The following is a 22219-nucleotide window of genomic DNA, read 5'->3' on the forward strand; positions in this document are numbered from 1 at the left end:
TCGAGCTACCCACCTCAGTGGCCTCAACCGACCCTCACTCACGCACCGAAAGAATCACCATCTTCCCAACCGAATTGCAGGAAAACGACCTCTTAGAAGGGCTTTGGGGAAGATCGTGGCGGAATGGTGAACTTGTTCTTTGACGGGTGCTTCAAGCAACGACGGCCGGGCGCATCACACACGGGCGTCGACGCGACGGGCGAAGTCCTGACGGCCGTCGCACGGGCTGACACCGACGCGGACGTCGTCCGGGCTCCGGCCGAGCTCGACGGCCGCACGGTCATGACATGCTGCCGAGCGCCCGGGCCGCCGTCGTGATCGCCCCGGGCTTCCCGGGGCCCGCTCGGGCGGGAGCGTACGCCGGCGCGGGGGCGCGCCCCGAGCGGCGTGCTACGTTCGCGTCGATGGACGACCGGGAGCACGTGGTGACGGAAGCGGACGAGTCGACGCCGGGAGCGCGGCTGCGGAGGAGGCCCCAGCAGGCACGCAGCCGCGCCCGGGTCGAGGCCATCCTTGCCGCCGCCGACCGGATCCTGTCCCAGGAGGGGTACGAGGCGCTGACGATGCGGCGGATCGCCGAGGAGGCGGGCACGCCGGTCGGCAGTATCTATCAGTTCTTTCCGGACAAGAGCGCTGTCGTGGATGCGCTGGGCCGGCGGTACCTCGACGCCTTCAAGTCCGCCATCGACGGACTGGTCGACCGTGCCGTCGGGGGTGAACTGGCCGACCCGGTCGGCATGATGGTCGACGTCTACGCCGAGATCTTCCGGTCCCAGGCGGGCGGCATGGCTCTGTGGGCCGGTCGGCACCTCAGCCCCGAGCTCGCGCGGGCCGACGAGGCGAGCAACGCGTACATTGCCGAGGGCCTGCAGCGCATAGTGGAGCACCTGATCGGCGGGCCCGGCGACCGTCGGGCACAGCGGGCGGCGCGGATGGTGGTGTGGGCCGCCAACGCCGTGCTGCACGAAGTGTTCAAGGGCGGCGGCGAGCCGGATCCGGAGGCCGTGGACGAGCTCAAGAGGATGCTGAACGCCTACTGGGCCGACCTGCACGGCAGGCTGGCGGCCACGGAGGGCTGAGCGAGGCGGTGCGGCCGGTCGCCGGGCCCGGTCCGCCGAGGCGCCCCGGCAGGCACCGGGAGGGCGCCCGGGCTCCCCGTTGCCTGCCGGGGCGTCGACCGGGGCGGGTCGGGAGGGCGGATGCCGCCGGGTGCGGCGGAATCCCCCCTCCCTGTGCCGTCAGTCGCTGTAGACGCCGACCTCCCGGAGCGACAGGCCCCACTCGGTGCCGCGTTCCAGGCCCTGGACTCGTACGTAGCGCGCGGGGGACCGGGTGAATCGCGCCGTGTCCAGCCCGCCGTCACCGGCGGTCGTGGACCATGCGGTCTCCCACTCCTTGCCGTCCTGGGACAACTCGATGCGGTACGACTTCGCGTATGCCGCCTCCCAGTCGAGGGTGACGCGCCCGACCGGCTTCGTGGAGCCGAGGTCGATCCTCAGCCATTGGTCGTTCTTCCACTCGCTGGCCCAGCGGGTGCCCTTGTCGCCGTCCACGGCCTTGTCGGGAGTGAAGCCGACGAACGGGTTCCACCACTCCGACGAGGAGGCCGAGGCGGCCGCGCCCGAGGCGAGATTCGCTCCGGACCGGTGCTTCTCGGTGTTCGCCCAGGTGCGCAGGTAGGACTCGGCACCCGTGAAGAGGTCGTCCACGACGTCCTGGCCGCCGACGGTCCGGATGTCCTCGATCCAGTCCGGGACCATGCCGTAGTGCGCCGCGCCGTCGGTGTTGAAGTCCCAGGTGCGTTCGCCGGTGGTCTGCTTGTCGATCACCGATCCGCCGTCCGTGCTGCGGAAGGGATACTTCACCGGGTTGGGGGCGTCCCCGCCCCGCGGAGCCGGCCAGCCTCCGACGCCGTTCATGTCGGTGCCGTAACCGTAGCCGACCTGGTACTTGTCGCGCAGCGCCGCCGTGCGCCTGGCCTCCGCGCTGAACGCCTCGGATCCGCTCATGTACTGCGTGGCGAAGCCGCCGAGCTTGTAGAGCCGCTCGGTCCACCCCAGGTCCATCCAGCTGTGCGAGGAGACGACGCCCGGGTAGGACGCGGACTCCAGGACGTCGAAGGCCTGGTCGGCGGCCTTGACGCTCATGTGGTCGACCTCCAGCATCATGTGGCGCTTCATCATCCCGCGCACCGCGTACTCACCCAGGCTGGTCAGCCCGCGGGTGTTGCACTGGGCGCCCGAGGCGTACGAGGGGACCGCCACCCCCTTCGGCAGTCGGCTCTCCGCCTCCGGCGCCGCCGCGTTGCCGATGGGGTTGTCGTGCTGCGGGCCGCGGCAGGTCTCCGTCTTCCAGAAGGTGCCGGTCGACAGGAACTGGCCCACGTTGATCGCCGTTCCGAGGGCGCCGGAGTCGTAGCGCACGCCGCACAGGGCGTTGTCGAACTTGTGGCACAGGAACATGCTGCTCACGCCCAGGCCGCGCAGCTCGTCCAGGCCGCGGTCGATGTCCTCCTCGCTGCACTGCGCGACGTCCAGGACCTGCTTGCAGCCGAACGGCTCGGACGTCTCGACGCCCAGGACGACAGCCAGCTTGCCCTGCTCGACGACCTGGCGCGCCTGAGCGCTGTCGGTGACGATCCGGAACCAGCCCTTGCCCGGTCCGCCGTACATCTTGTCGATGAAGGCCTGCATGTCGTACGACTTCTTCGCCTCGAGACGGATGGCGGTCATCTCGTCGCAGCTGCGGTCCTTGAAGAAGTAGACCGAGCAGATCACGCCGTTGGTGACCAGGTCGTTGACCAGCACCCGCTGGCCGCCGCGCCATGCCCTCTCGATGGAGGCGTAGTAGTTCTGCTGGTGGGTCAGCGAGTCGTGGGCGGGCCAGTCCTTGAAGGTGGGCCAGCCGTCGGGGTCGTGCTTTCCGTCGCCCTTGGTGATCATGTCGAAGATGGCGAGCGAGCCGTCGGGGTAGTGCTCGGGGCAGTCCTTCAGCGCGTCGGCGACACCCTGCTCCGAGAACGGCTTGCCGCAGATCAGCCGGCCGCCGAAGCCCTCGTTGGACATGATGTGGTCGTGGGCGTCCACGAAGCCTCGGACGCGGCCCTGGGCATCGGTTCCCTTGAAGGGCTCACCCGTGACGTCGATCTGCGCGTCGGGCGCGGGCCGCGAGGTCGGGATCCACCAGCCGGGGCCGGGTTCCGCCGCGGAGCTGGGCATCGGGCCGAGCGCCATGGCCATCACGGCGAGGAGCAGTGACACCACCGTGAGGGATCCGATTCTGCGGCGTGGGGGTTGAACCATGGTCATCACTCACCTTGATTGACATGTTCACGTAAGTTACCGGCGGGTTTTCCAGAATCGCGACGACCGTCGGTGGAGTCAACGGTCCGGACCGAAGAAGATGAGAAATTCTCATCTTTTCTGAACGGGGCTTTGTCTGCGTCGAGTTGACGGGCGTCGGGTGTCGGGTCGCACGGTGAGAGGTGATCGGCCCGCCCCCGCGAGCCGTCGTCAGGCCACGCCACGGATGCGGTTGACGAGGATGCCGCCCATGAGGGTGACCAGGGCCGTGGTGAGGTAGAGGCCGGCGTAGCCGCCGAGATGAGTGATGATCGGTGCGGCGAGGGCGGGGGCGAGGACCTGCGGGCCGGAGTTGGCGATGTTGATGACGCCGAGGTCCTTGGCGCGGTCGGCGGCTTCGGGCAGGACCTGGGTGACCAGAGCTTGGTCGACGGCCAGGTAGACGCCGTAGCCCGCGCCGAGGACGGCGGCGGCGGCGAGGGCGGACGGCCAGGTGTGGAAAAGGGCGAGCAGCACCGCCGCTGCGGCCATGACCAGCGAACAGAGGACGACGAAGGTCTTGCGGCGCCCGACGCGGTCCGACAGGAGACCGGCGGGGACGGCCGTGAGTGCGGCGCAGAGCGTGTAGACCACCGTGAGGATCAGTACGCCGGTGGCGGGATCGCCGTAGTGGACGGCGTCGGCGAGGAAGTAGAACAGGTAGAGGGTGCCGAGGGCGTTGCCGAGGTTGATCAGGAACCGGGTGAGCCAGGCCCAGCCGAAGTCGGGGTGCTTCCGGGGGCTCACCCAGAGCGAGCGGGCGAAGGTCCGGGCGTCGAAGGCGGGGCGCAGCGCCCGGGGCAGGGGCGGCTCGGAATGGCGCAGCACGAAGGGGAGGGCGAGCACGACGGTGAGCACGGCGAGGGTGCCGTAGCCGGAGCGGACGCCGGTGATCAGCTGTGTGGTGATCAGTGCGCCGAACACGAGGCCGAAGGACTGCATGAGGCCGGTCCAGCCGGAGACCTGGGCGCGTTGGGCGAGCGGCACGCGGTCCGCGATCGGGGTGGTGACCCCGGCCAGCATCGCGTTCAGGCCTGCCTGCGCGAGGCACCAGCCGACGGCGACCCCGGCCACGGTCTGCTGGGTGGCGGTGACCGACAGGCCCGCCGCCCCGGCGAGGGCACCGCCGAGGATCCAGGGCCGACGGCGGCCGAACCGGCTCGCGGTGCGGTCCGACCAGGCACCGGCGAGCGGGTTGGCCAGCACCGCGACGAGCGCGCCGAGGCCGGTGACGAGCGAGAGCGCATCGTTCTTGCCGTGCGGGTCGATGTGTTCGAGCTGGAGCGGCAGCAGGATCTGGATGGGTGTCATGAACGCCATGAAGACGGCGAATGTGGCCAGCGAGAGGTTCACCGTCCAGCCGGCCCTGACCGGGACGGTGGGTTCGGCGAAGACGGCGGCGTCCGCCGTCGAGGCATGGGGCATGACGACTCCGTCGCTCAGGACCGCTGGGAGGCAATCAGGTCGCGGTACCACGCGAAGCTCGCCCGGGGCGTGCGACGCTGGGTGGCGAAGTCGACCTCGACCAGGCCGAAGCGCTGGTGATAGCCCTCGGCCCACTCGAAGTTGTCGAGGAGCGACCAGGTGAAGTAGCCGCGCACGTCCACCCCCAGGGACACGGCGTCGGCGACCGCGGAGATGTGCTCGGCGAGGTAGTCGATGCGCGCCCGGTCGTGCAGCCCGGCCGGCTGCGAGCAGCCGTTCTCGGTGATCCAGACCGGCGGAAGGGCTTCGCCGTAACGGTCCTTGAGGCCGGTGAGCAGCTCCGTCAGCCCGTCCGGGACCACCGGCCAGTCGAACGCGGTTCTCTCGTACGGCTCCGTGGGCTCGGCCAGATCGAAGGGCAGCCCGGCGGCGGGATCGGCCGGGGCGGTCACCCAGGTGGGGTTGTAGTAGTTGACGCCCAGCCCGTCCAGCGGAGCGGAGATCGTGGCGAGATCGCCGTCACGCACCACTCCGCCCCAGCTCCTGTCCGCCATGCCGTAGGCCGTCAGGTCGGGGTAACTGCCCGTGAAGAGAGGATCGTTGAAGATTCCGTTGTGCAGGGCGTCGTAGGCGGAGGCCGCTGCCACGTCCTCGTCCTGCCGGGCGTCGGGGCGCAGCCGGACGGGCGTGCAGTTGTTGGCGATCAGTATCCGCGCGTCCGGAACGGCGGCCCGCAGAGCCGCGGTCGCGAGGCCGTGGCCGAGCAACTGGTGATGTGCGACGGGCAGTGCGTCCAGCATCAGTGCGCGGCCCGGGGCATGGACGCCGAAGGCGTAGCCGAAAGACATGTGCACGAAGGGCTCGTTCAGGGTGATCCACCGCTTGACGCGGTCTCCGAGCCGCTCCGCGACCACCGCCGCGTACTCGGCGAACCGATGGGCGGTACCGCGGCTCAGCCATCCGCCCTCGTCCTCCAGGGCCTGCGGCAGGTCCCAGTGGAACAGCGTGGGCGTGGGCTCGATCCCGGCGTCGAGCAGCGCGTCGACGAGGCGGTCGTAGAAGTCCAGCCCGCGTGGTTCGACCTTGCCCGCACCGGTCGGCAGGACGCGCGGCCAGGAGATCGAGAAGCGGTACGCGTCGAGTCCGAGGCGGCGCATCAGCGCGACGTCCTCGGCGAACCGGTGGTGATGATCGCAGGCGATGTCGCCGGTGTGGCCGTCGCGTACGGCCCCGGGGCGCCGTACGAAGGTGTCCCAGACGGACGCCCCCTTGCCGTCCTCGTCGGCCGCTCCCTCGATCTGGTACGCGGCGGTCGACGCGCCCCAGGTGAATCCGGCCGGAAGCCGGGGGAACCGGGTGGCATCGGTGGACCTCGTCGTCACTGGCGCCTGCCTTCATCGTCGATGCGCGAGCCGTCCGGGGTCGGCCGCCCGCGCGCAGCTCCGGAATTCCGCCGACGGCCGCTCCTCGCGCCCCGACGGCAGCCTGGGGGCGGCTGTTCGTGACCGGGCACGCCACCCGAGGTGGGCCGCACCATAACATGAACAAATGTTCATGTTCTATGGGTCGGACATGCCCTGCCCGGCCGGAGGGAAGCGGCGCTGTTCGGGCGGTGGCCGCGTCGGCGGCGACGGATCGAGCTCCGCCGCCTCGGCCGGTGGGCGTGACCGCCGGGCTCCTGCGCACGCGAATGTCCGGCCGCGGGGCGCAGCGCTGTGCGCATCGGGTGCGGAGGGCCTGCTGCGCACGGCGTTGCCGCTGACGGTCGTGTCCGCCGGCCGGTCGACGCGAGGACGCGGGGCCCTGTCGGATGTCCTGGGGGAGAAGTCGGGCAGACCAGCGCCGCCGCCACCACCGCCATCGACGGCCGGGACGAGGCGTGATCCCGGAGCGGGCAACTCGGGTGAAACATCCCGCCACCCCCACCGCATCTAATGGGTGTAAGCGACGAGGACAAGGGGAGAGCAGCGGATGAGACGGTCCCAGGAGAGCGCCTTCAGGGAGTTCGCGGCGGCCCGCATGGGGCATCTCTTCCGGACGGCATGTCTGTTGACCAGCGGCGACACCCATCTCGCCGAGGACCTGGTGCAGGAGACGCTGGGGCGGATGTACGTGGTGTGGGGCAGGTCGTCGAGGATCGGCAATCCGGCGGCGTACGCGCAGACCGTTCTGGTGCGAGTCTTTCTGGCGCACCAGCGGCGGCGTTCGGCGGGAGAGCGGCCGAGCGACGAGGTTCCCGAGGCCCCTGCGACGGCCGCGCAGGGTGATGTCTCGCTGCGGCTCACACTCCTGGACGCGCTGCGGAAGCTGCCGGCGAAGGACCGGGCGGTGGTCGTGCTGCGGTACTGGGAGGACCGGTCCGTCGCGGAGACCGCGGACGTCCTCAACGTCAGCTCCGCAGCCGTACGCACCCGCAGCACCCGCGCACTCGCCCGGCTGAGGGCGCACCTGGGCGGCAGCATCGGTGAGTTCGCCGCGCACTGATCAGCCCGAACGACTATGACGAGAAATGGTGGTGATCCGGCATGTCCGGAACGCAGGAGGACCTGGACGGGTTCGAAGGCGGGCTCGGTGACGCGCTGCGTCGCACCGGGGAGGACTTCACCGTGGAGGGGCGCCCGCTGGTGGACGGCGGTGTCGTGCGTGGCCGGCGGAGGCTGCGGCGCAGAAGGGTCGCGACCGTGACCGGCAGCGTCGCGGCGCTCGCCGCCGTGGGGCTCGGGACGTCGTACACCACAGGGGCGTTCGGCGGAGGCTCGGGGCGCGGGGGCGCGGGCGTGGCCGCGCAGCCGGAGGCGCGGGAGACCGGCCCCTCGACGAATACGTCGCCCGGCAAGGGGCCGCAGTTCTCGGCGGAACAGGTCATCGAGAGGCTGGAGAGACTGCTGCCGGAGGGGAAGGTCAGCGGACAGGCAGGGAGCGGCACGGCCGGCCGGCCCGGGCCGTCGGCACGTCTTGTCTTCGACGACGGGGAAGGCAGAGCCGCGATCGGAGTGAGCGTCGGCGCCGTCGACCCGGACGGCACGATGGCGGAGCAGCAGCTCGCATGCCCCGACAAGACCTTCGTGTCGTTCGACTCCTGCCGGAACGAGACACTTGCCGACGGTTCGCGCCTGATGGTGATGCGCGGGTACGAATACCCTGACAAGCGCGTGGACACCAAGTGGTGGCACGCCTATCTCGTGACTTCCGACGGATACACCGTCGATGCCAGCGAGTGGAACGCGCCCGCGGAGAAGGACGCCGCCGTTTCACGGGCGGAGCCCCCGCTCACTGTCGGGCAGCTGAAGGGACTCGTCACCTCCGACGTGTGGCGGCCCGTGATGAACGCCCTGCCAAAGGCGGCCCCGGAGCCGGTACGCAATCCTCCGGCGCAGGGGCAGGACGGCCCGGCGATCATGAGGAAGCTCAAGTCGCTGCTGCCCGGGTCCGCGAAGGTGACCTCCGGACGCGCAGACGACGGATACGCGTACGTCGTCGTGAATGACGGCAAGGGCGCGAGTCTGGTGCAGATCAATGTGCAGCCGGGCATGTCGGACGTGGAGGGGCAGCTGTTCGGCGCCGGGGCGGAGGTGCTGCCGGACGGGACGAAGGTCGTCACGCATCAGGGACCGGGCGAGAAGGGCGGCGCGGGCGTGGTGATGTGGACCGCCGACACCATTCGTACGGACGGGCTCCGGGTCGTGGTGTCCGCGTTCAACTCCGGGGCCCAGCACACGAAGGCGACGCGCGCGACACCCGCACTGACCATGCGGCAGCTGAAGTCGATCGCCACGAGCGGCAAGTGGGCCGGAAAGTAGGCAGCGGACGACGCACCTGACCGCAGACCGCAGACCGCAGACCGCAGACCGCTGGCGGCTGACCGCTGACCGGTCGCCGATGCCGCGGTGCGGCTCGTGGGCCGTGCCGACGGGGGCAGGGGAGCCGCCCGCGTGGCCGGGACGATCGCGGATCGTCCCGGACCCAGCTCACCTGGTGCGGCGTGTCCCCCTCGGGCCGCGGCGGCGCTGCGCATGGCGGCCTTTCTGCTGCGACGACCGGCAGGAAGGCCGCCACGCGTAGGTCTGCGGGGGAGTGACCGATGTGCGACGCCGAGGTGCCGCGCGAGCCCGGGGCAGGCGCCGAGCGGCCGCGCCGCAGTGCCTCCGCCGGGATGTGACGGCGCCATGATGTGGGCCCGCGAGCCCGTGCGGAGCAGGCCCGCACCGAGGCGTCCGGTCCGCTGGGAGCGTGGGTCGGTGGACAACTCCGGACCGCCGCGCCTCGTGGCGGAGCGGGGCTGTCGGGCGCTGCCGTCGAAATGGCGCGACTGCCCATCGGTCGTGATGCGACAATCGGCCCGCGTCTTGATCCAATTCCGCGTCCCGGAGGTCCGCATGGACATCGCCTCGCTGCTGCCGATGACCACGCCCCGGTTGTCGCTGCGTCTGTTCACTCCCGACGACGCCGACGACCTGTACGCCTACCAGAGCCTGCCGAGCGTGGCGCGCTACCTGTACCGGCCGGCGCACACGCGGGAGCGCAGCGAGCAGGTTGCGGCCGAGCGTGCGGCGCACTCGGTCTGGTACACCGACGGGGACAAGCTGGCGCTTGCCGTATGCCGGCGCGATGAGCCCGGCGTCCTCGGCGAGGTGACGCTCACCCTGGCCAGTGCCCGCGCCGCCCAGGCCGAGATCGGCTGGACTCTCGACCCACGTCACCAGGGGCGCGGTTATGCGACCGAGGCGGCCGCGGCGCTGGCCGGGCTTGCCTTCGGCCGGCTGAGCGTGCACCGGCTCTACGCACGGCTGGACGTGGAGAACACCGGGTCCGTGCGAGTCTGCGAGCGCCTCGGGATGCGCCGGGAGGCGCACCTGGTTGAGAACGACCTCGACGGAGATCGCTGGGGCAGCGAGTACATCTACGCGGCGCTGGCCGCGGACATCGGCGGTCGGTCAGGCGGTTGAGCCCGGCACCGCCCCCTGCTCGTGATCTTCGGCATGGAAGCATCCTGGTAGGTCCGTCAGGGACGGCCGGGCCGCCCGCGCACGGATCGAGGCCGGGTCCGCAGAACGGGCTCGGCGCCGTGCCGAGGACAGGGAACGCCAACGCCGGGGGCGGACCAGTGCCGCCCACGGCCGCCGCAAGGCCATCGTCGAACCCGCATTCGGCCAGAGCGTGACCTGCCGGGATGGCCGTGAACCGCTGCTGCCCGGTGAGAACGGGGCCGCGGCGAACGACGACCCCCGGCGGCCCGCCGCGACCTCCGCAAGGTCTTCCGGCACGCCACGACCGCCGGGCCGGCCGCCGCCAGGGCCTGACGGCCCGGCCGGAGCCCCTGGACAACGGCCTGGGGGATCAATCGAACCGTGGTTGGCGCTGAGATTGATCTTGGTCGTTTAACACGGTTCCGGGATACGTTGACAGGTTTCTCTGGCAGTCCAGTGGGCTCGGATGACGGGTGGCTACCGTCCACCGGGTGCCGGTGGAATTTCTTACTGATGTGCAGGCGACGGCGTACGGACGGTTCGTGGAGGAGCCGACGCGGCCGGAGCTGGAGCGGTTCTTCTTCCTGGACGACGTGGACCGGGACCTGATCGCGTTGCGCCGTACGACGGCGCACGGCAGGTCCCGCGTGACTACGGCCGTCTCGACCCGGCCGACGCCGACCTGGCCAGCCCCTGGCTGGCCTGGGCGAAGTACCTCGCCTACCAGTTCGCGGAGGCCCGTGGCTGGGAACGCTGATGGCGATCTCTGAAAATGGCTCTGACCGGAGTTCCGTGAATGGCTGCTCGCGAGCTGACCAAAGAGGGCTGATCGGTAGGATCTGCGGGTGATGAAGGAGCCTGTGGTCCAGCTTTCGGAAGCGGAGTACCGCAACGTCTGGGACCGTTTCTACGCGGAGTTCGCCTTTCGGCCTGGCATGAACCCGGCCACATGGCCAGCGATCAAGGAGCCCATCGACTCCGTCACCTGGAGCTTGGCCTTGTTGGATGACGACCCTGAATATGAGCGGCTCGACCGGCTCGTCGAGGTGGTCGAGCAGGGCCTTACAGCCTGCGTACCTCCGCAAGGCACGCTGTTCGCACTGGACTGGCAACACGCCTCGTTCCGCTTCTCGCCTCATCTCGTTCACGGCTCCGAACAGGAGCAGTGGCCCCTAAGCCCGTACCCCGATGGCGACTACTACATCTACCTGTCAGAGGACTTCCTGACCGGCAGCTTCGGTCACCCCTGGGAAGGGTCACTGTGCCTGTTCGGGCAGGGTCTCCTTGATGTCGCATCAGCGAAGATCGATGACATCCTGGGCTCTCCGATGCGCAGGTCTGGCCAGCATTCTCATCACGCATAGCGCGTCGTTGGGCTCAGGAACGCGTGAGAATCCGGGTCCGAAGAAGCGTGAACGAAGCTCGGCCGTACATGGCCCGTTTGATCGTCTTGACCCTGTTAACGCGGCCTTCGACGACGCCTGAGCTCCAGCTCAGGGTGAGCCCCGCAGTGACGGCGTCGAGGTCTTGGCGGAGAAAGCCTGCGAAGCCGCTGATTGGCTTCGGTGCGTCTCGCTCGGCCTGGCGGATCCACTCGGTGAGCAGGAAGCCGCGTCGGTGGCGGAGGAGTTCGGCGAAGGCTCGGGCAAGGTCGCAGGCACGGGCGATGTCGGGGCAAGCGATGCGTACTTCGAGCAGGCGTCGGTCGAGTTCGGGTGGGAGTGTGTCCTGCGGTCGCATGATCCAGCCGGTGATCTTGCGGGGACTGGGGATGTCGGCGCTGACGGGTTCGGCGTTGCCGACGCGGAGGGCGGCGAGGTGTTTGCGGACGACCTGGCGACTGCCTCGGTAGCCGCGCTCCCGGATCTCCAGGAAGAGGCGGCTGCCGCTGACCTGGCCGAGACTCTCGGTGAATCGGGCGTTGAGGTACGGCTTGAACGGTTCCAGCACTCCGGCCGGGCGTCGTTCGTTGGCGGAGGCGAGCAACTGGTCGAGGTCGGTGTCGCGGAACCGTCGGACGGTCTTGCGGTCGAGGTGGAGACGACGGGCGATAGCGCTGATGGTCCAGCTGGCCGCGACGAGTTTCTGGACGTCGGCGTGGCGGTACCGGGTCCGTTCGATGATCTGCGTCCGGGGTAGTTCGTGGACTGGGAGCTGCATCAACGGTGGTGCCTCCGGGATGCGGCCGGTCTCCTCGTCGGCGCGTTTGCGCAGGCAGGCGCGGTGCTGGTGGCAGGTCTTCTCCACTGCGGCGGCAAGGTTTTGGAGCAGGTGCCAGCGGTCTGCGACTTCCATGGCATCGGGGGCCGCTTCCTTGATTGCTCGCGTGTAGGCCGAGGCCCGGTCTCGGCAGATGATCTCGGCGCCGGGATGGTGGCGCAGCCAGGTGGCCAAGGCCTCGGAGGTGCGGTCGGGCAGGACGTCCACGACCTGGCCGGCCTCCACGTCGACCAGGATGGTCCCGTACGTGCGGCCCTTGCGGAAGGCGAACTCGTCGACGCCGAGGACCCGCGGGGACCGTTCCGGCACCATCGGGGGCTCCAGAAGCCCCAGCAACCGCGTCCGTCCTGCGACGAGATGCAGGCGACGACACAGCCGTTCGCCGGCCCGGCCGCCGAGCTCGACCGCGACCCGGCGGAGCCATGTCTTCAACCCGAGGCTGGAGCGACGGTACCGCTCGCTCAGGCCACTGACCTGTTCGACGAAGGTCCGCCGCCGGCACGCGGCCCGGTCGCAGAAGAATCGCCGGACGCGCAGTCGGACCAGCAGCTTTCTCCCGGTCAAAGGCCGCTCGGCCAGGCACCTCTCATAGCAGGAATGCACCCGCCGAGCCCTGGCGTTGCATCCCGGGCATCTGGGCGGCGGACCGCACGCCGCCGCCACGACGACCAGGACGTCCGCCGTGAACTCCACACCCTCCAAACGCACGTCGACATCCGGGAACAGCACATCATCCAGCGAGCAAACCCCCACCAGCAACGCATGCCCTGCCGGAACGTTCCCGCACACGCCGTATGACCTGGGGATTCACGGAACTCCGGTCAGAGCCCTGAAAATCCCCACCCTTGCTCGTCGTTCCTCAGGAGAAGGCGCTGAGAGTACTCGTCCCAGCGATGGCCGTGTGCGTCAGGGCCGAAGGTGCTTGAGAGTGAACTGGGGCAGGGCGTAGAGGCCGGCCTGGGGGGCGGTCGGGTCGACTGGGAGATCCGTCCCGGGGATGTCCGCAGCGTGGAGTTCGGCGTTGTCGACAGGGGTGTAGGCCAGTTCCGTCGGGTCGGGGAGTTCCCAGAAGCGGCGGGTGTTGTCGGAGACGGCGTAACCGGTGGCGAAGCGGGTGGAGGGCGGTGCGGCCAGCGCGGCCAGGATGTAACCGACGGCGTCTCGCGGGCTCAGCCAGGTCGCCAAGTGCCGCGGCTCGGCAGGCACGTGCTCAAAGCTGCCGATACGCAGGCAGATAACGGAGAGACCGAATTTGTCGGCGTACAGCCGCCCGAGGGCCTCGACAGCCGCTTTGCTCACCCCGTAGAGGCCGTCAGGGCGTACTGGCTCCTGTGGACTGCTGAGATGTCCGGCGGGGTAAAAGCCGGTCACACGGTTGCTGCTGGCCAGCACCACTCGCTCGATTCCCTTGCGTCGCGCCGCCTCCAGGACGTGGTGCGTGCCAAGTACGTTGGCTTCGAGCAGGTCCGAAAGGGGCGCCTCGTCGGGGACGCCGCCGAGGTGGAGCACGCGGTCGGCTCCCGTAAGGGCGAACTCCACGGCGGCGGCGTCCCGAAGATCCACGGTGTGCGTGTCCTCGTTCTCGGTCTCCCGGCGGATTGGCACGCGGTCGAGCAGGATCAACCGTGTCGCCTCGTGCCGCAGTGCCTCCCGCACCACGGAACCGATGGTGCCCGCCGCCCCCGTTATCGCGACCGTTCCCAGACTCACTGCGCCTCCCCTGGTTTCGACAATTCACGCATCTTCGCGCTCGTTGATCCACTCATCAAGGTGGTGGGGAACCGAGAGAGCGGGTCTGGCCGACCTCAAGCGCCGGGTGGGGAAGTTCAGCGAGCGTCATCAACGCGGCATCCGCTTCGCCGTCAACCGCGGCCTGGCCCTCGTCCTCACCGGCTACGTCGAGGGCGACGTCATCCGGCACACGGAGATCTTCGCCTCGCTGCGGGCCCTGGACCTGCGGTTCGGCCACGTCGTCACGGTCCTGGAAGAGACAGGGATCTTCGAGGACGACAGCGAACCCTCCTTCGAGGGCCGGCTCGCCGAGAGGCTGGAGGGTCTCGCACCCGGCATCCGCTCGGAGACCGAGCGCTGGACCCGCGTCCTGCGTGACGGTGGCCCCCGCAGTTTCCCGCGACGGGAGGGCACGGTCTGGCTCTCCCTCAACCGTGTCCGGCCGGCCCTGCTGGAATGGTCGAACCGCTACGACCACCTGCGGGAAGTGAATCGCGACGACGTCCTGACCTACGTCAAGACACTGCATGGCCGCCAGCGGCACGACCAACTCGTCGCCCTGCGTTCGCTGTTCACCCGGGCCAAAAGGAACGGGCTGATTTTCCGCAGCCCGACCAGCCGGATCAAGGTCGGACAGTACGAGTACGCCGTACTGCAACCGCTCGTCCCCGCCCAGGTCGACCGCTCCGTCGCGGCGGCCACTACCCCGGCGACGCGGCTCATCCTCGCCCTCGCGGCGGTCCATGCCGCCCGGGTCGCCCAGATCGCCACACTCATGCTCGACGACATCGACCTCGGCAACCGACGGCTGGCCATCGCCGGACGCGTTCGCCCGCTCGACGACCTCACCCTGAAACTGCTGCTGGACCGGCTGGAGCACCGGCGAAACCGGTGGCCCGACACCGCGAACCTCCACCTGCTGATCAACAACCGGACCGCCAACACCACCAGCCGGGCCAGCAACCACTGGATCAGCGCTCCCATGCGCGGCCAGGACGCGACCCCGGAGAAACGCCGCGTTAACCGCCGGCTCGAAGAAGCCATGGTCAAAGGCCCCGACCCACTCCACCTCGCCCAAGTCTTGGGGCTCGACGAGAAGACCGCGATGCGCTACGCGGACTCCGCGCGGGCTCCGCTGGAACAGGCCGCCGAAACCGGTCCCGTGTCTTGACGCAGACCCACAGGTCATTCCCCAGAACCAGGGCAGTGGACCTGAAGGTCGTCGCAACCCTCACTCCGACAACGCTGTGGTGATCCGCTTCTCGAACCAGCGGTGGGCATACGGCTCGTCGTTGAAGGCGGTGACCTCCTCGAAGCCGTAGGAGTGGTACAGGCCGATCGCGGCGCTGAGAGCCTTGTTGGTGTCCAGGCGCAGTACGTTAAAGCCGTGCCGAGCGGCCCGAGCCTCCAGCTCGGCCAAAAGCCGCCGGCCGAGGCCGAGGCCCCGGGTGTGGGGCGCGACCCACATGCGCTTGACCTCGGCCGGGGCGCCGGGCGGTAGCTTCAGACCCGCGCAGCCGATGGGCTCACCGTGCAGCCGGGCAACCAGGAACAGCCCGTGCGGCGGCCGAAGTTCGCCCGCGTCGGGCAGCAGGCTCCGCGCAGGGTCGAAACCGGCCTCGAAGCGCTCCTGCAATTCGGTGAAGTAGGACCGCAAACAGTACTGGGCATCGGGGTGGTCCGGGTCGACACCGTCCAGCGCGACCGTCGCGGCGGTCAGCAAGCGGTCGACCTCGGCCATGGCGGCCACCAGCCGGACGCGCTGGGCGGTGTTGAGCGGTTCCAGAAGGGAGCCGGCCAACTCGTCGCTGCGGCGATCCAGCGCGGCGCGCTCCGCGCGGCCCGCGTCGGTGAGCCGAACGGTACGCACCCGTCTGTCCCGGGGCTGCGGCTCCACCGTCACCAGGCCGTCGGTCTCCAGAGAGCGCAAGAGCCGGCTGACGTACCCGGAGTCGAGCCCGAGGCGCTCGCGCAGCCGCCGTACCTCCTGGCCCTGCTCGCCGATCTCCCACAGCAGCCGCGCCTCGCCGACGGGCCGGTCGCGGCCCAGGTAGTGATCGTGAAGCACGCCCACGCGTTCGGTGACGGTGCGGTTGAACCGCCGCACCTGATCAATCTTCGTCTCGTCCACTCTCTGACTCTAGTCAGAGAAACGGCTGTGCGGCCAGAAGGAGCCCGCGACGGTACGCACCATCCGGCCACGGCCGCAGCCCAGGGAGCCCGTGTCACGAGCCTCCGGCGGGACCGCTGGGCTGCGGCCGCAGTCGTTAGCAACTCGGGTTGACTATCATCGTTAGTCAACTGCAGTTGCTTGCATGTCCGTCGGCGAGAATTCCCTTCCCCCTGAGCCCGCTGATGCCCTGGCGGCTGTCGTGGCGTTGCGGCGCCTTGCCGATCAACTGGAGGACGCCGCTGTCGAGCAGGCCATGCGGGCGGGCTGGAGCTGGCCGCAGGTCTCCGAGGCGCTCGGTGTCACCCGCCAAGCCGTCCACAAGAAGCACGCCAAGCGGCTCATCGCTGCCGGAGTCAAGCTGAGGAGGCGCGGCGATGAGCGCGTTTGACAAGTACCTGCATGGGGTCATCGTGCGGGCGATGGACGAAGCTCGCGATGATGGGTCGGCGACGATCGACGCGCACCATCTTCTGTTGTCACTCGCCGCCGATCAGGGGTCTACCGCTCAGCAGGTCCTGGCCTCGGCCGGGCTCGATCGCGCTGCTGTCCGCGAGGCACTGGATCGAGAATTCGAGCACAGCCTGAGCATGGTTGGAGTGTCTCCGGCCTCCTATGACCTTCCCGGGCCGAGCCACGTTTCCCAGCAGCCCAAGATGGGCGCGTCCGCCAGACTCGCGCTGGAGCGGAGCTTCGCCGCCGCTCGCAAGAAGGACCTGCGGTCAGCGCATCTGCTGCTCGGGATCCTGCAGGCTCAAATCGGCACCGTGCCGCGTGCTCTCGCCTTGGCCGGAATCGATCAGGCCAAGCTGGCGGACCGGGTTCGGCAGACACTCATCAGCCAGGAGCAGTGACCACCGGGATCAGCTGACGCGGCCAGTTCACCCCGCGGTCGTGCCTCTTGCCGTGATGTGCAGCGGGTCCGGTAGGCGTGCGCGAAGCGTCGCACGCTGCGCTGGGCACCAAGTCCCTGCTGAGAGCCGGCGGGCCAGTAATCACGCCGTGGAGAGGGGCCGGGCGGTCACCCACGGGTCACACACGACAAGGAGGGCCACATGCACCAGCACACCGCTCATACGGACAGCGGCCGACCGGGCGCCGAACCGGCCAAAGCAGGGGGCGCGGTATCCGAGTCCGCGCCAACCTCAGGGGCCGAGGGCTATGAGGCGGTCCAGCGCTTACTTCAGCAGGCTGTGACTCAAGGCGGCCTTCCCGGCATTCTCGCTGAGGTTTGCGACGGCGGCCGGCAGTGGTTCGGGACCGCAGGAGTGGCCGACACCCGAACCGGCCGCAAGCGTTCACCGCAGGACCGGTTCCGCATCGGCAGCATCAGCAAGACGTTCGTGGCCACCGTCGTGCTGCAGCTGGCGGCGGAAGGCAGGCTGAGCCTGGACGACACCGCGGAACTGTGGCTGCCCGGGGTGGTGAATGGCCATCACCACGACGGTGCCAGGGTGAACGTCAGGATGCTGCTCAACCACACCAGCGGGATCTTCAACTACACCGATGACCAGGAAGCGCTGAACCGTTACGAGACACACCCGCCCGAGTCACTGGTGCAGATCGCCATGTCCCATCCGCATACCTTCGCACCGGGTTCGGGCTGGGCGTATTCCAACACCAACTACGTCCTCGCAGGCTTGATCATCGAGCGGGCCACCGGCCGCGCGCTTGCCGAGGAGATCGCAGGGCGGATCTCCCGCCCATTCGGCCTGACTGGTACGTACCTGCCGCACGGCAGCGATCCGACGATCCACGGTCCACACTCCCGGCACTACACGAAGCTGTTCCAGACCGACCCCGGCGCGCCGGTTCACGACGCGACCGAGCTCGATTCATCCATGTTCTGGGCAGCCGGCGGCATGATCTCCACCGCCGGGGACCTCAACCGGTTCTTCCGCGCCCTGCTGGGGGGCCGGATACTGCCACCGGACCAGCAACGCGACATGTTCACCACCGTGCCCACCCGCGACTGGATTCCCAACGCCGCCTACGGCCTCGGCGTTTCCTCGGTGAGACTGCCCTGCGGGGAAACGGTCTGGGGCATGGGGGGTGCGCTCTTCGGATCGTGGTCCTACGCCTACGGCGCTCGCGATGGCGAACGGATGGTCACCACCAACGTCAACGACGACTGGAGCAATGGCGATTGGGACGACCCCATCGGTATCTTCACCGATCTGCTTCAGGCGAAGTTCTGCCGCCGGAGCGACTCCTGAACACCGGTCACGGGTCGGGCTTGGCCGGCTCCTGATACTCACTCCTGCCCGTCGTTGTTGTCCTCGTCCAGCTCCGGCGCACCCGGGTCGCGCAGCGGGCGCAGGCCGCCGTCGACCGAGGTGGAGGAGCGGAAGCTGTAGCGGCCGAGCACGTTGAGGTTCGCGTGCTTACCACGGTTCGATTGATCCCCCAGGCTGGACAACGGCCCGCCGGGCCCACCGCTGCGGCGCCGGGCCCGAACGAACGGCCGCGACCGGCCGTCGGTCGGTCCGCGGCCGCTCGTCGGCCGGGTTGCCGCCGACCCGCGCTCCTAGCGTCGCGCGTGCGACTTCTGGAAGCGCTCGGACTTGGCGCGGTTGCCGCAGACCTCCATCGAGCACCACCGTCGTGAGCCGTTCTTGCTGATGTCGTAGAACCACAGGACGCACTCGGGGTGCGCGCAGTGGCGGACACGGTCGGGCCGTTCGGTGAGCAGGCGGACCAGGTCGGCGGCGGCGGTCCAGGCGGGCAGCCAGGCCGGGTCGTCCACGAAGGTGGCGACCAGCGGCGCTCCGTCCCGAAGCCCGGGCCGGTGGAAGCCGTGGGCCAGGACGCCGTTGAGCGGGTCGTCGTCGCCGTCCTCCAGCGCGGCGCGCAGTGCGGACCGGGCCTGCACCAGTGCCTCGCGAACCGCGGCGGTGTCGGTGGCGGTGTCGGACATGTCGTGGTCGGCGAGCCAGTTCTCCAGGCCGTCCGGCTCGTCGAACTGGTCGAGACGGCGGCCGTGGTCCGCCCAGACGGAGTTGACCAGATCCAGGGCCAGGGGCTCGCTGGTGAGTGGGCGTGTCATGCGCACAGTGTAGCCAACCTTCAAAGTCCACTTGACTGGTTAGGTGTAGGCGTCTTATTGTGATCCTGCAATCAACCGGCTAAACGCTTTTAGATGGTTGGAGATGACCATGACCGCAGTGCGCCACCACACCGTCCGGATCGACGGGCTCGACGTCTTCTACCGGGAGGCCGGTGACCCGACCGCGCCCACGCTCGTCCTGCTGCACGGCTTCCCGACGTCCTCGGCGATCTACCGTGACCTGCTGTCCGACCTGTCCGACGAGTTCCACCTGATCGCGCCGGACTACCCCGGCTTCGGCCTCAGCGCCGCGCCGCCCGCCGACGAGTGGGACTACACCTTCGACCACCTGGCGGACACGGTGGACGCGCTGCTGGAGAAGCTGAACGTCACCCGGTACGCACTCCACGTCCACGACTACGGCGCGCCCGTCGGATTCCGCCTGGCGCTGCGCCACCCCGAGCGGATCACCGGCATCGTCACGCAGAACGGCAACGCCTACGAGGACGGCCTGACACCGTTCTGGAAGCCGATCCGCGCCTACTGGGCCGAACCGTCCGCCGAGAACCGCGACGCGCTGCGCGGCCTGTTCGCCGCCGAGGCCACACGCTGGCAGTACACCCACGGAGTCCCGGACACGACATCGGTGGACCCGTCGCAGGCGCTGCACGACCAGGTGCTGCTGGACCGGCCCGGCAATCACGAGATCCAGCTCGATCTGTTCCTGGACTACGGCACCAACCCGCCGCGCTACGCCGAATGGCAGCGGTACCTGCGCACGCACCGGCCACCGCTGCTGGCGGTCTGGGGCCGCGGCGACGAGATCTTCGGCCCGGACGGTGCCCGCGCGTTCGCCCGGGACCTGCCCGACGCCCGGATCCACCTGCTCGACGCGGGTCACTTCCCGTTCGCCACCCGGCAGGCGCGGAGCGCGGCGCTGATCCGTGACTTCCTGCGCGGCCTGCCCGACTGAGGGCGCCCGGTCCGGCGGCCGTCCGAAGGGCCCGGGGTTCGCCCCGTACGGGGGTGGGGGCGTCCTGGGGCGAGTGGTTGCGGGGGCCGTGCGACTTCGGACGTACGGCCCCCGCAGCAGTCGAATCGCCCGACGGCATCCCGGGCCGATGGATCGCCCGCGCCCGCGCCCACGTCCCCGTCCCGGCCCTGCCGCTTTTGTCGAAACCGGTGAGCGGCGCGGCCACGCGGTGGAGTGGACGAGCGCGGATGGAGTACGGGGACCGGCTCGGCCCGGCCGTGGCGGACCCGGCTCGGCCGGGCCCGCCACGGGGGTCAGGGCCTGACGAGACCGATGTCGGCGCTTTGGAAGTCGCTGACGCTCACCGGGTAGTCGTGGTCATCCGCTCCGGCCAGCGCCCGGAGCACGGCGGCACCGGGCTGGAAGGAGGCGGTGGGGTCGATGTTACTGGGAAAGGACGTGGTCCACGGAACCGGGACGCCCGGTTCACAGGCCACGATCAGGTCCTCGTGGGAGCCGCTCGCCGTCCCCTGCCTCTGCGTCTGGTAGGCGCTGACGTTGAGACTGATGCGGGCCTGCTTGTTGCAGGTCGCCGTGCCGCCGACGGTGATCTCACCGGTGCGCTTGTCCACCGTGCCCGAGGTGTTCAGGCTCACGCCGATGGAGAGTTCCGCGGGCGGCTCGGGCATCCGGGCGTGAAGCTCGCCTCGCACGGGGAGCGTGGATCCGCTGCAGTAGCGCTCGAAGGTGGCGTCGACCTCACGGATGTAGCCGTGGGGTCCGTAGACGATGTCGGAGATGGTGAAGGAGCCGGTGCCGCTCTCGCAGTACCTGTCCGTCACGCTGAACTGCAGCTTGGGGTCCTCGGGCCGGGCCTCGGGCCAGCTGAGGGCATTGGCGTAGGTGGTGCCGGGAGTCAGCTTCTGGCCGTAAGGGGCCTCCATGGAGAGCGACCAGCGTTCGCCCTCGGGTGTGACGACCGTGGCACCCACCGCGGACTCGGAGGTGGGTCCCGAGATGTCGAACATATCCGTCGTCCCGGGGGTGAAAGTGTGGGACTGCCCGCCGGAAATGTACTCACCCGGCTCACCGCTGAAGCTGAGCGACCCCGTATCCGCCTCGTGGGCCTGCGCCGTTCCCTTCAGCGGGGCCACCGTCACCGCCAGGGCCAGCGCCGCGGTGAGGACGACCGCCGTACGGGCCACGCTACGACCCAGCACGCTGCTTCTTGTCAAGGTTCTCCCTCATAGAAGTGGGGCCCGGCCCTGAGCGGACCGGACTGTGCTCGTGGCTGCCGATTGTCAGATCTTGATCAGGACGACCTGAGAGGGGGTGGCAATCGATCTCCTCAACAGCGTGCCCGGAACCTAACACCGGCCACTGACAACGCTCGTTCTCAGCCGTGCGCACGAGCGAGCCGCACCACGTCACCGAATCGAACACCCTTCTGGTGAAAGGGGTGTGACGGCCCGCCGCTTCAGGTTTACTCGCGTCATGAACGATCGGACACCCCAGACCCGCAGCACCGGCCTCCTGGCCGGCAGGACCGTGATGATCACCGGAGCGTCGAGCGGCATAGGCGAGGCCGCGGCGCGGCTCTTCGCCTCCGAAGGAGCGGCCGTCGTCCTCATGGCGCGCCGCGAGGACCGGCTCAAGGGCCTCGCCCACGAGATCGGTTCATCCGGCGGACAGGCGGCATGCAGCGTCGGCGACGTGACGCGTGCGGACGACGTCGAGCGCGCCGTCGCGACGGCCGTCGAGCGCTTCGGCGGCCTCGACGGCGCCTTCAACAACGCCGGTTACGCCGGCTCCACCTTCGGCCGGTCGCACGAACTGCCGGAAGAGGATTTCGACCGCATCATGGATGTCAACGTCCGCGGGACGTGGAACTGCCTGCGTCGCCAGATCCCCGTCATGCTGGAAGCCGGTCGGGGAGCGATCGTCAACACCGCCAGTTCGGCGGGCCTCATCGCCACCGGCGCGCCGTCCCCCTACGTCGCGGCGAAGCACGCCGTCCTGGGTCTGACGAAGGCCACGGCCGCCGAGTACGGGGCGAACGGCATACGCGTCAACTCCCTGATCGTGGGTACCACCCGGACAGAAATGATCAACGCGGCGGTGACGGCCGAACCGGCTCTTGAAGAAGTATTCGTCGCGCGCCAGATCCAGCGGCGGATGGCCGAGCCGCAAGAGGTGGCGGAAGCGGCCCTGTGGCTGCTGAGCGACCGTTCCTCGTTCGCCACCGGCAGCCATGTGGCGGTGGACGGCGGCATTCTGGCCATCTGAGGGGCAACGGGCCCGCAACGGCCGGTGTCCTCGGGCATCCACGTGTGGGCCGTGCCGACG

Annotated in this window: 20 protein-coding genes and 1 pseudogene; 12 read left to right on the forward strand and 9 right to left on the reverse strand. The window is 69.4% G+C overall.

Translation table 11 applies throughout. From position 1 onward, the window contains the following. Positions 1-404: 404 nt before the first annotated feature. Positions 405-1079 carry a TetR/AcrR family transcriptional regulator gene (locus ACFCV8_RS26435; protein ID WP_376687940.1) on the forward strand — a complete coding sequence of 225 codons (675 nt, stop codon included), beginning with the start codon at positions 405-407 and terminating at the stop codon, positions 1077-1079. 159 nt (positions 1080-1238) lie between these two features. On the opposite strand, the gene ACFCV8_RS26440 is transcribed toward ACFCV8_RS26435, so the two are convergent. The 3 genes from ACFCV8_RS26440 to ACFCV8_RS26450 form a co-directional block, all read right to left on the reverse strand. After that, a complete protein-coding gene (locus tag ACFCV8_RS26440; protein ID WP_376687941.1) occupies positions 1239-3308 on the reverse strand; it encodes a discoidin domain-containing protein in 2070 nt (689 codons plus the stop codon). Between the two features lie 204 nt (positions 3309-3512). Then, a complete protein-coding gene (locus tag ACFCV8_RS26445) occupies positions 3513-4766 on the reverse strand; it encodes an MFS transporter (RefSeq protein WP_376687942.1) in 1254 nt (417 codons plus the stop codon). A gap of 14 nt (positions 4767-4780) precedes the next feature. Beyond that, the gene (locus ACFCV8_RS26450) at positions 4781-6148 is read right to left on the reverse strand and encodes a GH1 family beta-glucosidase (RefSeq protein ID WP_376687943.1); all 1368 of its coding nucleotides are present in this window, start codon (positions 6146-6148) and stop codon (positions 4781-4783) included. Between the two features lie 589 nt (positions 6149-6737). Between ACFCV8_RS26450 and ACFCV8_RS26455 the strand changes: the two genes are divergently transcribed. The 5 genes and pseudogenes from ACFCV8_RS26455 (at position 6738) to ACFCV8_RS26475 (ending at position 11097) form a co-directional block, all read left to right on the forward strand. Then, positions 6738-7250 (forward strand): SigE family RNA polymerase sigma factor, encoded by a 513-nt coding sequence (locus tag ACFCV8_RS26455; protein ID WP_376687944.1) that lies wholly within the window; start codon positions 6738-6740, stop codon positions 7248-7250. 41 nt (positions 7251-7291) lie between these two features. Then, positions 7292-8566 (forward strand): hypothetical protein, encoded by a 1275-nt coding sequence (locus ACFCV8_RS26460; protein ID WP_376687945.1) that lies wholly within the window; start codon positions 7292-7294, stop codon positions 8564-8566. A gap of 576 nt (positions 8567-9142) precedes the next feature. Further along, on the forward strand, positions 9143-9712 hold the full coding sequence (locus tag ACFCV8_RS26465; protein WP_376687946.1) for a GNAT family N-acetyltransferase: 570 nt from the start codon (positions 9143-9145) through the stop codon (positions 9710-9712). A gap of 512 nt (positions 9713-10224) precedes the next feature. Further along, positions 10225-10356 (forward strand): annotated as a pseudogene (locus ACFCV8_RS26470) (DUF4158 domain-containing protein); the annotation flags it as partial. 225 nt (positions 10357-10581) lie between these two features. Continuing rightward, positions 10582-11097 (forward strand): DUF2716 domain-containing protein, encoded by a 516-nt coding sequence (locus ACFCV8_RS26475; RefSeq protein ID WP_376687957.1) that lies wholly within the window; start codon positions 10582-10584, stop codon positions 11095-11097. Positions 11098-11110: 13 nt separating this feature from the next. Here the strand turns inward: ACFCV8_RS26475 and ACFCV8_RS26480 are convergent, their stop codons facing one another. Beyond that, on the reverse strand, positions 11111-12682 hold the full coding sequence (locus ACFCV8_RS26480) for an ISL3 family transposase (RefSeq protein ID WP_376687947.1): 1572 nt from the start codon (positions 12680-12682) through the stop codon (positions 11111-11113). Between the two features lie 177 nt (positions 12683-12859). Beyond that, positions 12860-13663, reverse strand: coding sequence for an NAD-dependent epimerase/dehydratase family protein (locus ACFCV8_RS26485; protein WP_376687948.1), 804 nt, complete (start codon positions 13661-13663; stop codon positions 12860-12862). 43 nt (positions 13664-13706) lie between these two features. On the opposite strand from ACFCV8_RS26485, the gene ACFCV8_RS26490 reads away from it, so the two are divergent. Beyond that, positions 13707-14855, forward strand: coding sequence for a hypothetical protein (locus ACFCV8_RS26490; RefSeq protein WP_376687949.1), 1149 nt, complete (start codon positions 13707-13709; stop codon positions 14853-14855). 60 nt (positions 14856-14915) lie between these two features. Here ACFCV8_RS26490 and ACFCV8_RS26495 read toward each other — a convergent pair whose 3' ends face one another. Continuing rightward, positions 14916-15815 carry a GNAT family N-acetyltransferase gene (locus tag ACFCV8_RS26495; protein ID WP_376687950.1) on the reverse strand — a complete coding sequence of 300 codons (900 nt, stop codon included), beginning with the start codon at positions 15813-15815 and terminating at the stop codon, positions 14916-14918. A 184-nt stretch (positions 15816-15999) separates the two neighbouring features. Between ACFCV8_RS26495 and ACFCV8_RS26500 the strand changes: the two genes are divergently transcribed. The 3 genes from ACFCV8_RS26500 (at position 16000) to ACFCV8_RS26510 (ending at position 18070) form a co-directional block, all read left to right on the forward strand. Then, positions 16000-16245 (forward strand): hypothetical protein, encoded by a 246-nt coding sequence (locus ACFCV8_RS26500; protein WP_064456845.1) that lies wholly within the window; start codon positions 16000-16002, stop codon positions 16243-16245. Continuing rightward, positions 16232-16708 carry a Clp protease N-terminal domain-containing protein gene (locus ACFCV8_RS26505; protein WP_376687951.1) on the forward strand — a complete coding sequence of 159 codons (477 nt, stop codon included), beginning with the start codon at positions 16232-16234 and terminating at the stop codon, positions 16706-16708. The genes ACFCV8_RS26500 and ACFCV8_RS26505 overlap by 14 nt, the downstream gene beginning before the upstream one ends. A 201-nt stretch (positions 16709-16909) precedes the next feature. Then, on the forward strand, positions 16910-18070 hold the full coding sequence (locus ACFCV8_RS26510; protein WP_376687952.1) for a serine hydrolase domain-containing protein: 1161 nt from the start codon (positions 16910-16912) through the stop codon (positions 18068-18070). 38 nt (positions 18071-18108) lie between these two features. Here the strand turns inward: ACFCV8_RS26510 and ACFCV8_RS26515 are convergent, their stop codons facing one another. Further along, on the reverse strand, positions 18109-18273 hold the full coding sequence (locus ACFCV8_RS26515) for a hypothetical protein (RefSeq protein ID WP_376687958.1): 165 nt from the start codon (positions 18271-18273) through the stop codon (positions 18109-18111). A gap of 108 nt (positions 18274-18381) precedes the next feature. Beyond that, positions 18382-18900, reverse strand: coding sequence for a CGNR zinc finger domain-containing protein (locus ACFCV8_RS26520; RefSeq protein WP_376687953.1), 519 nt, complete (start codon positions 18898-18900; stop codon positions 18382-18384). A gap of 109 nt (positions 18901-19009) precedes the next feature. Between ACFCV8_RS26520 and ACFCV8_RS26525 the strand changes: the two genes are divergently transcribed. Beyond that, positions 19010-19873 carry an alpha/beta fold hydrolase gene (locus tag ACFCV8_RS26525; protein ID WP_376687954.1) on the forward strand — a complete coding sequence of 288 codons (864 nt, stop codon included), beginning with the start codon at positions 19010-19012 and terminating at the stop codon, positions 19871-19873. Between the two features lie 314 nt (positions 19874-20187). Here the strand turns inward: ACFCV8_RS26525 and ACFCV8_RS26530 are convergent, their stop codons facing one another. After that, a complete protein-coding gene (locus tag ACFCV8_RS26530) occupies positions 20188-21093 on the reverse strand; it encodes a hypothetical protein (RefSeq protein ID WP_376687955.1) in 906 nt (301 codons plus the stop codon). A 274-nt stretch (positions 21094-21367) separates the two neighbouring features. Here ACFCV8_RS26530 and ACFCV8_RS26535 point away from each other — a divergent pair, with 274 nt between their 5' ends. Then, positions 21368-22159: an SDR family NAD(P)-dependent oxidoreductase gene (locus ACFCV8_RS26535; protein ID WP_376687956.1), complete on the forward strand. Its 792-nt coding sequence runs from the start codon at positions 21368-21370 to the stop codon at positions 22157-22159. The last annotated feature ends 60 nt before the right edge of the window (positions 22160-22219 follow it).

Origin of the sequence: Streptomyces sp. NPDC056347, assembly GCF_042262625.1 — a bacterium.
GTDB lineage: Bacteria > Actinomycetota > Actinomycetes > Streptomycetales > Streptomycetaceae > Streptomyces.

Excerpts from the sequence above, each read along its gene's own strand:
- ACFCV8_RS26435 (WP_376687940.1), top strand. The coding sequence starts at position 405 with ATGGACGACCGGGAGCACGTGGTGACGGAAGCGGACGAGTCGACGCCG.
- ACFCV8_RS26440 (WP_376687941.1), bottom strand. The coding sequence starts at position 3,308 with ATGACCATGGTTCAACCCCCACGCCGCAGAATCGGATCCCTCACGGTG.
- ACFCV8_RS26445 (WP_376687942.1), bottom strand. The coding sequence starts at position 4,766 with ATGCCCCATGCCTCGACGGCGGACGCCGCCGTCTTCGCCGAACCCACC.
- ACFCV8_RS26455 (WP_376687944.1), top strand. The coding sequence starts at position 6,738 with ATGAGACGGTCCCAGGAGAGCGCCTTCAGGGAGTTCGCGGCGGCCCGC.
- ACFCV8_RS26460 (WP_376687945.1), top strand. The coding sequence starts at position 7,292 with ATGTCCGGAACGCAGGAGGACCTGGACGGGTTCGAAGGCGGGCTCGGT.
- ACFCV8_RS26465 (WP_376687946.1), top strand. The coding sequence starts at position 9,143 with ATGGACATCGCCTCGCTGCTGCCGATGACCACGCCCCGGTTGTCGCTG.
- ACFCV8_RS26475 (WP_376687957.1), top strand. The coding sequence starts at position 10,582 with ATGAAGGAGCCTGTGGTCCAGCTTTCGGAAGCGGAGTACCGCAACGTC.
- ACFCV8_RS26500 (WP_064456845.1), top strand. The coding sequence starts at position 16,000 with ATGTCCGTCGGCGAGAATTCCCTTCCCCCTGAGCCCGCTGATGCCCTG.
- ACFCV8_RS26505 (WP_376687951.1), top strand. The coding sequence starts at position 16,232 with ATGAGCGCGTTTGACAAGTACCTGCATGGGGTCATCGTGCGGGCGATG.
- ACFCV8_RS26510 (WP_376687952.1), top strand. The coding sequence starts at position 16,910 with ATGCACCAGCACACCGCTCATACGGACAGCGGCCGACCGGGCGCCGAA.
- ACFCV8_RS26520 (WP_376687953.1), bottom strand. The coding sequence starts at position 18,900 with ATGACACGCCCACTCACCAGCGAGCCCCTGGCCCTGGATCTGGTCAAC.
- ACFCV8_RS26525 (WP_376687954.1), top strand. The coding sequence starts at position 19,010 with ATGACCGCAGTGCGCCACCACACCGTCCGGATCGACGGGCTCGACGTC.
- ACFCV8_RS26535 (WP_376687956.1), top strand. The coding sequence starts at position 21,368 with ATGAACGATCGGACACCCCAGACCCGCAGCACCGGCCTCCTGGCCGGC.